9 protein-coding genes are annotated in these 11,019 nt (G+C 61.3%); 3 read left to right on the plus strand and 6 right to left on the minus strand.

Features of this window, described 5'->3' with window-relative positions; all coding sequences use genetic code 11:
• Positions 1 to 45: 45 nt before the first annotated feature.
• Positions 46 to 1,029 carry a GlxA family transcriptional regulator gene (locus tag ACM6HV_RS00435; protein WP_414902863.1) on the plus strand — a complete coding sequence of 328 codons (984 nt, stop codon included), beginning with the start codon at positions 46 to 48 and terminating at the stop codon, positions 1,027 to 1,029.
• Here the strand turns inward: ACM6HV_RS00435 and ACM6HV_RS00440 are convergent.
• The 5 genes from ACM6HV_RS00440 to ACM6HV_RS00460 all read right to left on the minus strand — a co-directional run bounded on the left by ACM6HV_RS00440 (position 998) and on the right by ACM6HV_RS00460 (position 7,098).
• Complete coding sequence (locus ACM6HV_RS00440) at positions 998 to 1,891, minus strand: alpha/beta fold hydrolase (protein WP_414902865.1); 894 nt, start codon at positions 1,889 to 1,891, stop codon at positions 998 to 1,000. The two genes, ACM6HV_RS00435 and ACM6HV_RS00440, sit on opposite strands and share 32 nt — an antisense overlap.
• Positions 1,892 to 2,062: 171 nt before the next feature.
• Entirely contained in the window at positions 2,063 to 2,452 is a 390-nt protein-coding gene (locus ACM6HV_RS00445) for a hypothetical protein (protein WP_145596352.1), read from the minus strand.
• A 391-nt stretch (positions 2,453 to 2,843) separates the two neighbouring features.
• On the minus strand, positions 2,844 to 4,670 hold the full coding sequence (locus tag ACM6HV_RS00450) for a glycoside hydrolase family 15 protein (protein WP_414902868.1): 1,827 nt from the start codon (positions 4,668 to 4,670) through the stop codon (positions 2,844 to 2,846).
• Positions 4,663 to 5,463, minus strand: coding sequence for a glucose 1-dehydrogenase (locus ACM6HV_RS00455; protein ID WP_145596355.1), 801 nt, complete (start codon positions 5,461 to 5,463; stop codon positions 4,663 to 4,665). The genes ACM6HV_RS00450 and ACM6HV_RS00455 overlap by 8 nt, the downstream gene beginning before the upstream one ends.
• Before the next feature lie 87 nt (positions 5,464 to 5,550).
• Positions 5,551 to 7,098, minus strand: coding sequence for a family 2 encapsulin nanocompartment cargo protein terpene cyclase (locus ACM6HV_RS00460; protein ID WP_414902870.1), 1,548 nt, complete (start codon positions 7,096 to 7,098; stop codon positions 5,551 to 5,553).
• 335 nt (positions 7,099 to 7,433) lie between these two features.
• On the opposite strand from ACM6HV_RS00460, the gene ACM6HV_RS00465 reads away from it, so the two are divergent.
• Positions 7,434 to 8,633 (plus strand): MFS transporter, encoded by a 1,200-nt coding sequence (locus ACM6HV_RS00465; RefSeq protein WP_414902872.1) that lies wholly within the window; start codon positions 7,434 to 7,436, stop codon positions 8,631 to 8,633.
• A 156-nt stretch (positions 8,634 to 8,789) separates the two neighbouring features.
• Here the strand turns inward: ACM6HV_RS00465 and ACM6HV_RS00470 are convergent, their stop codons facing one another.
• Positions 8,790 to 9,923 (minus strand): cupin-like domain-containing protein, encoded by a 1,134-nt coding sequence (locus ACM6HV_RS00470; RefSeq protein ID WP_414902874.1) that lies wholly within the window; start codon positions 9,921 to 9,923, stop codon positions 8,790 to 8,792.
• Between the two features lie 132 nt (positions 9,924 to 10,055).
• Here ACM6HV_RS00470 and ACM6HV_RS00475 point away from each other — a divergent pair, with 132 nt between their 5' ends.
• On the plus strand, positions 10,056 to 10,790 hold the full coding sequence (locus tag ACM6HV_RS00475; RefSeq protein ID WP_414902876.1) for a thioesterase II family protein: 735 nt from the start codon (positions 10,056 to 10,058) through the stop codon (positions 10,788 to 10,790).
• Positions 10,791 to 11,019 lie beyond the last annotated feature (229 nt).

Genomic DNA, 11,019 nt, shown 5'->3' on the forward strand with positions numbered 1-11,019 from the left:
CGTAGGTTTTGGCGCATGCGCCAATCAGCCCACGGTTTACGCCAAATGTCGAAAACCATCCACGTTCTCGCGTTCGCCAATGTGCAATTGCTCGATGTCACGGGCCCGTTGCAAGTATTCGCCTCGGCCAACGATATCGCCCGCCAGCAGGGTTTGCCTGCGCCGTACGCGCCAACAGTCATCGCCATCGGCGGCGGCGCGGTGAACGCTTCCGCCGGGTTGGCGATGCTGGCCGAGCCGCTGCCGAAGCAGCCCAGCGATACCCTGATCATCGCCGGTGGCTGGGGTGTTTACGCGGCTGCCGAAGACGCTGAATTGGTGAGCTGGGTGCGTGAACATGCCGGTGGATGCCGGCGGGTTGCCTCGGTCTGCACCGGCGCGTTTCTGCTGGCGGCCAGCGGCTGGCTCGACGGTCGCCGGGTCGTCACCCACTGGACCCGCTGCGAACAACTGGCGCGGCAGCACCCGCAATTGCAGGTCGAGCCCAATCCGATCTTCATCAACGACGGCCCGGTCTGGACCTCGGCGGGCGTCACCGCCGGCATCGACCTCGCGCTGGCCATGGTCGAAGACGACCTCGGTCGCGACATGGCCCTGGACGTCGCCCGACAATTGGTGGTGTTCCTCAAGCGCCCGGGCGGGCAGTCGCAATTCAGCGTGACGTTGTCACTGCAAAAACAAGGCAACCGTTTCGATGATTTGCACGCCTGGATCGCCGAAAACCTCACCTGCGACCTCGGCGTCCCGACCCTGGCCGAACAGGCCGGGATGAGCGAACGCAGTTTCATCCGCCACTACCGCGCCGACACCGGCCAGACCCCGGCCCGCGCCATCGAACTCATCCGCGTCGAAACCGCGCGCCGTCTGCTCAGCGACACCGGGCTGCCGGTGAAACGCATCGCCGCCAACTGCGGGTTTGGCAGTGAAGAAACCTTGCGCCGCAGTTTTCTGCGGACCATGGGCGTGACGCCGCAGGCGTATCGGGAGCGGTTTTCGGTCAGTGCTGGAGCAGATCCAGTAATGCCTTGAGGGTTTGCTGGGGCGCCTCTTCGGGAATGTTGTGGCCGACGCCGTGCAGCACGTGCCTTTCATACGGGCCGGTGAAGTGTGCCATGTCTTGATCTTCTGCCGGTGCCGGGCCGACCCCGTCATCGGCACCGCACAGGGAGATTGTCGGCACGCTGATCGGCGGTTGTTTGATCAGCGCGTCTTCCATCCATTGCAGGGCCGGATCGCCTGCGGCGTACATGAAGCGATGACGGTAGGAATGAATCACCACGTCCACGAAGTCGGGGTTGTCGAAGGCCGGAGCGCTTAGAGGATAACGTTCGACGCTGCGTGCCCAGGTCGGTGACCACAATCTCCAGAGCAGTTCACAGAGCGCCCGCCGATTTTGCGTCAGGCCCGCAACGCCCCGAGGGGTGTGGAAATAGTACTGGTACCAATAGCGATGCTCGGACTCGGGATCCAGCGGCCGGGTCGAATTGGCGATGTCCTGCACGTTATAACCATCCCCCGTCACCAACCCGAGTACCCGCTCGGGAAACAGCGCCGCAACGATGCACGCTGCACGACCGCCCCAGTCGTAACCGCAAAGCGTTGCACGTTCGATACCCAGTGCGTTCATCAACTCCAGCAAATCCTGGGCGAGGGCTGCTTGTTGGCCGGAGCGCAGTGTTTCGGTGTGGTTGAAGCGAGTCGGCCCGTAACCGCGCAGATACGGGACGATCACCCGATAACCGTGGGCGGCGAGGGCGGGGGCGATTTCATCGTACGCCCGAGGCGAGTAGGGGAAGCCATGCAGCAATACGACCGCGTCGCCGTTGGACGGGCCGTGCTGTTCAAAGGCAACGGTCAGGCTCGGTGTCAATACGCATTGAATGTCAGACACGGCAGACTCCACAGCAATGGGCGTCAGGCAACACTAGACCATTCCGTTGTGGCGAGGGAGCTTGCTCCCGCCGGGTTGCGAAGCGACCCCATACTTAAATGCACTGCTGCGCAGGCCTGCGGGAGCAAGCTCCCTCGCCACAGGGGAAGCGTCACTTGTCGGCGTTGTTTCCTAAACCTCGGCTTCCGCCACCTGATTGAAATACTTCGTCCGATCCGGCGTAAACGTTACCCGCATCTTCGTTCGCGAACAGGTCATCGAGCGTTCTTCACTCAGATCAATATCCAGGTCTTCGCCACGCAATCCTTGCCACTGCGCCAGGTATTTCAGCGAACCGTATTTCTCGTTTTTCTTCAGGCTGCGGCTGACGCCCCCTTTCCAGCCGAGGACCGGCAGTTCACCGGCGAGGCATTGTTGCGCGAGGTCGGGGAAGCGGCTGGCGCGCTGGCGGCCGATTTCCCAGCATTTGATCAGGCCTTTGTCGGCGGCTTCCCACAGTTGGGTGCGGGTCAGGCCGGTGCGCAGGGGCGTGGCGATGGGACGGTGGACGTGCTGGGTCATTCTGGTTCCTTGAATTCGGGTTTTATTGGACAGCTCCGCTGTGCCCGTTGCGGTGGATGGTAGGGGTGGATGTAACAGCTGGCAACAGGGTATTTCAGGGTGTAAGTGCAGGTTGCGGGGGAGGGATTTGCCTGGGTGTTGTTTACAAGAAGCAGGAACAAACTACCCAAACTGTGGCGAGGGGATTTATCCCCGATCGACTGCGCAGCAGTCGCAAAGCCATGCAATGCGGCACTGTTGAACAAATAAGCAGGCAAAGAGCGGGGCTGCTGCGCAGTCCATCGGGGATAAATCCCCTCACCACAGGAGATCTGATTCTGTTTATTTCTGTGTAGGGGTTAGCCCAGCGTAGCGTGCTGATGCGGCATATTTCCTACAGATACTGGCGAAATTACGGCTGCCACTCACCCTTTTCCCCACTCAAACGCCGATCGAGAAAACTCGCCGCACTGATCAACGCCAGATGCGTCAGCGCCTGCGGGGTGTTGCCCAGATGCCGGCCATGGCTGTCGAACTCTTCGGCATATAACCCCAGCGGGTTCGCATAGCGCAGCAGTTGTTCGAATTCCAGATGGGCCTTTTCCACCTGACCGGCCCGGGCCAGGCATTCGACGTACCAGAACGAGCAGGCGGCAAAGGCGCCTTCGGTGCCAGTCAAACCGTCGATGTTGGCGTCATCGTTGCGGTAGCGGTAGACCATGCCGTCGCGCACCAGCGTCTTTTCGATCGCTTCAAGGGTCGACAGCCAGCGCGGGTCCTTGGCGCTGACGAAGCGCACCAGCGGCATCAGCAGCATCGAACCGTCGAGCGCGGTGCCGCCCTTGTACTGGACGAAATGCCCACGCTCCTCGTTCCAGAAGTTGTCCCAGATGTCGGCGTAGATCGCCTGGCGGGTCTGGTCCCACTGGGCGAACGGTGCCGGCAGCGAGCGTTTCGAAGCGAGTCGTATCGCCCGGTCCAGGGCCACCCAGCACATCAGTCGCGAGTGCAAGAAGTGATGCTGCTCACCGCGCATTTCCCAAATGCCTACATCCGTGGTCTGCCAGGTCTCACACACCTGATCGACCACTTGGCGCACATGGTTCCAGCCTTGGTGGGAAATCGCGTCGCCGTACTTGTTGACCAGATAAACCGCATCCATCAACTCGCCGAAGATGTCGAGTTGAATCTGGTCATACGCGCCATTGCCGATGCGCACCGGTTGCGCGCCGCCATGGCCGCAGAGATGCGAGAGTTCGGTTTCCGGCAGTTGCTGACGACCGTCGATGGCATAGAGGATGTTGAGTTTGGTTGAATGCCCTTGGCAATCGCTGACCCGCCCGCGCAGCCAGCCCATGTAGGCGTTGGCCTCATCGACAAAGCCCAGACGCATGAACGCGTAGACGGTGAACGAGGCGTCGCGGATCCAGGTGTAGCGATAGTCCCAATTGCGCTCGCCGCCGGGGGTTTCCGGCAGGCCGAACGTGGCGGCGGCGAGAATCGCGCCGTGCTTGCGCGAGGTCAGCAGCTTCAGCGCCAGGGCCGAACGATTGACCATCTCCCGCCAGCGCCCACGGTAGTTGGACTGGCCGATCCAGTCACGCCAGAACTTCAGCGTGCGCTCCAGGCACATTTTCGCGCCGTCATCCTTGAAGCGCGGATCGTCGGCGCCACCGAGGACGAATTCGGCGTTTTGATCCTGCTTCAAACTGAAGGAAGCAACGGCCGACTCGCCATCGATGTGCAACGCCTGATCCGCCACCAGCCGCAACGAAGGCTGACCCTCGGCGCTGAAAATCACCGATTGTTGATCCATCTGCGCGCGGGTGTTGGCGCGCGCGTAGTCATGGCGCACCGCGCAGCGCATGTGAAACGTCGCTTCACCGCTGACCACCCGCACCCGGCGCATCAGCAGCGGCAGGTCATCGACACTGTCGCCGATCGGCAGCAGGTCGGTGATTTCCACCACGGCCTGTTTGCTGAGCCAGCGGGTCTGCAGAACGTTGGTGTCCGGCAGATAGATTTGCTCGCGTCGGGCATCGGGCAAGTCCGGCGCGAGCTGGAAAATCCCCGCCTCAGGCGTGTCGAGCAGCGAACAGAAGATCGACGGGCTGTCGAATTCCGGCCAGCAGAAAAAATCCACGCTGCCCCTGTCGTTGACCAGCGCGGCACTGCGCAGGTCACCGATGATGCCGTGGGCGTCGATCGGGCTTTGTCGTTCAGGATGATGCTCAGCCATTGCCGCGAAACTCCGGATAAAGACTCATGCCGCCGTCGATGAACAGGGTGGTGCCGACGATGTAGTCGGCGGCGTCGGAAGCGAGAAACACCACCGCGTTGGCGATGTCCTCGACATCGCCGATGCGCCCGTACGGAATCAGCTCCAGCAGTTTTTCACCAGCAGCGCCTTCGGTGGCGTCCTGGTTGATCGCCGTGCGAATCGCACCCGGCGCGATGCCGTTGATGCGAATGCGCTGCGGGCTGACTTCCTGGGCGAGGGTTTGCATCAACTGATCGACGCCGCCCTTGGACGCCGCATAGTTGACGTGCCCGGCCCACGGGATGCGCTGATGCACCGAACTCATGTGAATGATCTTGCCGGCGGCGCGGGACACGCCTTCACGCACGCCCTGACGGTTGAAGATCCGCAACGCGGCGCGGGCGCAGAGAAACTGGCCGGTGAGGTTGACGCCGATCACCGTGTTCCAGTCTTCCAGAGTCATGTCCACCGCCGCGGCATCCTTTTGCAGACCGGAATTGGCCACCAGAATGTCCAGCGCACCAAAGGCTTCGAGGGTCTCGGCGAACAGCCGTTCGACTTGGTCTTCCTTGGAAATATCGGCGCCGATGGCCAGTGCCTGACCGCCGTCGGCGATGATTTGCTGCGCCAGCGCTTCAGCAGGTTCGGCCTGACGGTGGTAATTGATGACGACGGCGGCGCCGGCAGCGGCCAGCGCTTTGGCGGCGGCATGGCCGATGCCGGAGCTGGCGCCGGTGACCAGTGCTACTTGGCGGGCGAGGGAAATCTGCATGCTCGAAATGTCTGGGTTAAGGGCTCAGTCAGCTGACCCATGGCGAGCTGCGAGAGTTCATCCACATGCATGAAAAGATCGACACGTTCAGACGTGATAGCGGCCACTGTGCCGGTGCCATTCAAGACTGCCGGAGACCCAGCTTTTTATGCCGGTCAGAAAACGCTGCAGCAGCGGCGATGCATCCGGCAGCACGGCTTGTTCCGCCGCTTCATACAGGTGCACGATTTCGTCATGAACGTGCGCGCACTTGATCATCGCTTGTCGGGGCGTGCAATTGTGTTCGCGAGCCAGTAACAGCGGCAGATTGAAATCGCCGATTGCGGCCTGATTTTCCTTGTGTGCGGAATACAGATCGTTGGCGACGATCGTGGCGCTGGCGGCCAGCGTGGTCACGCGCCGCACGGCAGGGGCGCTGTAGATGTGTGCTGGCAGTTCGTATCCGCCGATCACGTCGATCAATGACATGCAGGGTAAAAAGCTGTTGGTCTGGCGTTGAGCGAGGTATTCCCAGATGGGTGGAGTCAATCCTTCCAGGCGCCATGCCGCTTCGGCAGTCATGGTGACAAACATGGCGATGATTTCGTGGCGTACCCTGGCCACTTGTACGGAAGATGCGAATGCCTGAACGCGGTCCATATAGGCGCGAAGCGCAACCAGTACCGGGTCACTGTTCAGTGCCTGATCAAGACCGCAACGAAAGCGAGAGGGCAGGTGCGCCGGCTCCAGTGCGGCCAGCGCCAGCGAAAGTCGGGGGCCTACCAGACGCGGTTCGGAGCCGGTTCGCTCGTCATCGCAGTAGTAATCATCCACGGCAAACAGGGCGGCGATGCACTGTGCCGAAAGCAGCAGGCGATCGGGATCGTGAGTGTCGGTATGGCAAAGCATGGCGAAGCGACCGAACCCCATGGCGCGGACCTTTTCGAGTTGTCCGGCAAATATGCCGACTTCCTTGATCCATGGCATAAGCCGATCTTCGACAGCCTCGGCCAGTGCCGTATCAATCCGAAACGGCGCCGGACAATACAACGGCGGGACGGCCCAGTGTGATCTTGCGTTTTTCCCAAAAGCATCAGGCATTGATCGTGCCGCTGACGCATCGCGGGCGGCCTCGAACCATTGCCTTACACCTCCTGTCCCGAACTGCTCGAACATCCGGCGAAACCAGATTGTGAACTGCTCGGGTGCCTGTTCGATCCGTTCGGTGATCTCCTCCAGCGACAGCCACTCCCAACTTTCGACTTCCTCGGGGTTGGCTACCGGATCGAGCTGGCTGAGGCCGGCAAACACGTGGTCAAATTCATGCTCGATCAGTTGATTGGACACTTGCTCGTAATAGAGCATCGAGGCGACTTTCTGCAGTTTGCACGTCGTGCCCATTTCCTCCTGCAGTCGACGCAGGGCTGCGGCGGCCGTGCGTTCGCCAGGGCGAGGATGCCCGCAGCAGGTGTTGGTCCATAATCCGCCAGAATGATATTTGCCCAACGCGCGTTGCTGCATCAGCATCCGACCTTGTGAGTCAAAGAGCAGAATCGAAAATGCGCGATGGCGCAGTCCCTGGTGATGGACTTCCATCTTTGAGGCTACACCGGTCTGGCGATCCTTGGGCGATACCAGAATAAGCTTCTCTTCCATGACAAGGCTCCTTGGCGTGTGCGCTATGGGATAGTGCTCAAGAGCAGTTGCCCGTTCATTCGGGAGCGGTACGCCATTGAGTCAAAGCCTCATGAGAACTGCAATCGCATGAAAAAGCACCTGTAAAACCTGACAGGTGTGCGCGATTTTCGATTATTGGTTATGTGATTCCAGACGTCGGCGGCAATGCCATTGGTCTTGGGGAGAGATCCTCGGAGAGTGCCTGGAATCGCAAGGTGTCGAGTTTCGCGCCTTCACATTCCACCAACAATTCCCCGCTTCCACGTTCATCAACCTTTATGGCAACTTGGCGGCCCTTGATGAGGCTGCAGCCCATGGCAAATCCCTACCGCGAATTATTCACCGCTCCCGGCGCCCGGGCTTTTGTTCTGGCCGGAATGATCGCGCGCATGCCGATTTCCATGACCGGCATCGGCGTGATCACCATGCTTTCGCAGCTCAAGGGCGGGTACGCGCTGGCCGGTGCGGTGGCGGCAACGTTTGCTCTGGCCACGGCGTTTTGCGCGCCGCAGGTGTCGCGGCTGGTGGATCGTTACGGCCAGGGCAACGTGCTGCCGCTGTCGGCGTTGATCGGTGGCGGGGCGCTGTTGATGTTGCTGTTGTGCACGCGTTTGCAGGCGCCGACCTGGACGCTGTTCATCTTCGCCGCGCTGGCCGGGTGCATGCCGAGCATGTCAGCGATGGTGCGCGCGCGCTGGACCGAGATCTATCGCGGCCAGCCGCAATTGCAGACTGCCTATGCGCTGGAATCGGTGCTTGATGAAGTCTGTTTCATCGTCGGCCCGCCGCTGTCGGTGGGTTTGTGCGTGGTGGCGTTTCCCGAGGCCGGGCCGTTGGCCGCGCTGTTGGCGTTGGCGATCGGGGTGACGGCGTTTGTCGCCCAGCGCAGCACCGAGCCGGCGGTGCACCCGCAGGCGTCGCAGCATCAGGGTTCGATCATTCGCTCGACCGACGTGCAATGGCTGCTGGCGCTGATGCTCGCCATGGGCATCATCGTCGGCGTGGTCGATGTGGTCAGCGTCGCCTTCGCCCAGCAGCAGGGTCAGCCCGCGGCGGCGAGCATCGTGTTGTCGGTGTACGCCATCGGCTCGTGTCTGGCCGGTATCGCCTTCGGCGCGATGCGTTCGACACTGCCGTTGCCGAGGCTGTTTCTGTACGGCGGCGTGGCGACGGCGGTGACCACGCTGCCGTTGTTGCTGGCGAGCAATATTGTCAGCTTGTCGCTGGCAGTGTTTGTCGCGGGATTGTTCTTTTCGCCGACGCTGATCGTGGCGATGGCGCTGATCGAGCGCATCGTGCCGCCGGCCAAGCTGACTGAAGGCCTGACCTGGCTGGTGACCGGATTGAGCATCGGCGTGGCGATTGGCGCCGCCGGCTCCGGCGCGCTGGTGGATGCTTTCGGCGCACGCAGCGGATTCTGGCTGGCGATTGCGGCGGGGGCGGTGGTGTTGGCGTCGGCATTGCAGAGTTATCGGCAGCTGAAATCAGCCGGCATTGATGAGCTGTTGGGGTGAGGGAGCTTGCTCCCGCTCGATTGCGCAGCAATCGCAAACCAGTCGGCCCGATTTCAGAAATCATTGAGACTCAGAGCTTGGGACCGCTTCGCAGTCCAGCGGGAGCAAGCTCCCTCGCCACAGTTATCGATACCTTCAGGCGTTTGGTGGTGTCGGTCACCAACCCCGTCCCGAATTCACCCAGAAATTCACCGACAGTGACGTCGACACCGACTCCACCTGATGGAACCAGCCCTCCGGCAAAAACAGCAGATCCCCGGCTTCCAGCGTCACGCGCAGGAACGTCACATCGCGTGCCGCAGGAAAGCGCTGGTAGTCCGGCGCGTCGGGGTTGAAGTCGCAGCCGTCCAGGCCACCCTTTGGCGCTGTCGACCAGGTGCCCAATGCTTCGCGGTGATGCGGGGCGGCGAGGGTGAACTGCTTCTGGCCCCAGACCTGCGCGAACAAATTATCGGTGTCGTCGCGGTGCAGCGGCGTCAGCGTGCCTTTGGGGCCGATCCAGATGCGTGGCGGGATGAACAGCGAGGCATCGAAGTAGGGCGGGTACTTGATCTGCTGCAGTAATTGCGCCGGCAGGATGTTGTTGCCCATGTAGGCCGGTGGTTCGCCGTCGGCGCTTTTGACTGCCGGTTGGTCGAGTGAGGCAATGAACTCGGCCATCGACGTCGAGCGGAAATCACGTTCGGTGGAAAAGGTCTTCTTCACGTAATCGCCGTGGCGGGTGATGCCCTGCAGTTCGGCGAAATGCACCAGCGACTCTTCGCGACTGAGCTTGAACAGCGGCCAGTCCTGCAGAGCATTGCTGATCACCACCGGGATACCATTGGGCAAGTATTGGCTTTTGAATTCGCTGACCGACAACTCACTGCGGGCAAGACGCTCGACGCGGGTCTGGACCGGCAGGCCGGCGGTGAGTTGTTCGCTGAAGCGTGGCGGGGTCGGGTAGCGCTTGTTCATGTCGACCTTTTGCGCCACGGCGCCACCGTGCATCGCGTGCTCGATGATCTGCGGCAGCAGCGTCGCCAGGCCCATGTTGCCGCCGATTTTCAGGCGACCGCTGGCGAACAGTTCTTCGACATTGACCCGGCCGCCCATGATCCCGAGAAAATCAGCCTCGGCGACTTCAATGGTCACGTCGGGGCTGGGGTGGCGTCCGGGCGCGGTGCGACTGCTGGCCTTGACCTCCGACCAGTAGGCCTGCTGCGGGCCAAACACGAATTGGAAAACGCCTTCGATGCCGACGGCACCGGCGTTGGCGAACAACTTGCCCAGGATGCTCTGCAGGTCCACGGTGAATCCTCGTTATTGGTTTTGGCCTGAACAGTTAACGAGCGCCTGTTGGCGCAATTTACCGGCGCGCGACTAATTTGCCGGGGGAGTAATCCGTTTCTCTCTACAGACACATTTTTCGAGGAAAGCCGGGTGAACAAGCTGACCCTGCTGTGCCTGCCGTACTCCGGCGCCAGCGCCATGGTCTATAGCCGCTGGCGGCCTAAACTGCCGCAATGGTTGCAATTGCAACCGGTGGAACTGCCGGGGCGCGGTGCGCGTTTCGACGAGCCGCTGCACACGGATATGCGTGCGCTGGCGATGCAACTGGCCAAGGAATTGCGGCCCAATCTCAAGGTGCCGTATGCGTTGTTCGGCCATAGCCTGGGCGCGCTGCTGGCTTGCGAAATCGCTCATGCGCTGCGCCTGTTGGGCTGTGCGGAACCGGTGGCGCTGTTTGCCTCGGGCACGGCGGCGCCGACGATGCGCGCCGATTACGATCGCGGTTTTGCCGAGCCGAAAACCGACGCCGAGCTGATCGATCAATTGCGCACACTCAACGGCACCAGCGAAGAAGTGCTGGCCAATGCCGAGCTGATGAGCCTGACCCTGCCGATCCTGCGCGCGGACTTCTTGCTCTGCGGCAAATTTGAACCGTTGCAACGGCCGTTGCTCAACTGCCCGGTGCATGTGCTGGGCGGCAAGGCGGATCGCGCGACCACCGAGCAACTGATCGGCTGGAGCAAGGAAACCCGCGGCAGCTTTTCGGTGGACATGCTCGCCGGCGGGCACTTTTTCATTCATGAGCATGAAGCCAAAGTGCTCAAGGTGATCAAGGATCAACTGGAAGGACATCATCGCCGGCACAGCCTGGCCATCACCGCCTGATCCGCTCCCTGTAGGAGCTGCGGCACGCTGCGATCTTTTGATCCTAATCTTTAAAATCAAAAGATCGCAGCGTGCCGCAGCTCCTACAGGGTTGTGCGATACGACAGAAATTCCCTGCTCTGCCTCCCGCCTGACACTTGTTCTCATTCGCTAATTTTTCCGGTCTGCATTCGTTTTATAGGGACGACGTGCCTTTGTGCTTCCTGCCTACTGATCCGGATGCTGAGAA

The sequence above is a fragment of the Pseudomonas sp. IT-P260 genome, assembly GCF_949768395.1.
GTDB lineage: Bacteria > Pseudomonadota > Gammaproteobacteria > Pseudomonadales > Pseudomonadaceae > Aquipseudomonas > Aquipseudomonas parakoreensis.

Bases quoted from the DNA above. Each gene is read 5' to 3' on its own strand.
- ACM6HV_RS00455 (WP_145596355.1), bottom strand. From the start codon at position 5,463: ATGCAGATTTCCCTCGCCCGCCAAGTAGCACTGGTCACCGGCGCCAGC.
- ACM6HV_RS00465 (WP_414902872.1), top strand. From the start codon at position 7,434: ATGGCAAATCCCTACCGCGAATTATTCACCGCTCCCGGCGCCCGGGCT.
- ACM6HV_RS00445 (WP_145596352.1), bottom strand. From the start codon at position 2,452: ATGACCCAGCACGTCCACCGTCCCATCGCCACGCCCCTGCGCACCGGC.
- ACM6HV_RS00460 (WP_414902870.1), bottom strand. From the start codon at position 7,098: ATGGAAGAGAAGCTTATTCTGGTATCGCCCAAGGATCGCCAGACCGGT.
- ACM6HV_RS00450 (WP_414902868.1), bottom strand. From the start codon at position 4,670: ATGGCTGAGCATCATCCTGAACGACAAAGCCCGATCGACGCCCACGGC.
- ACM6HV_RS00435 (WP_414902863.1), top strand. From the start codon at position 46: ATGTCGAAAACCATCCACGTTCTCGCGTTCGCCAATGTGCAATTGCTC.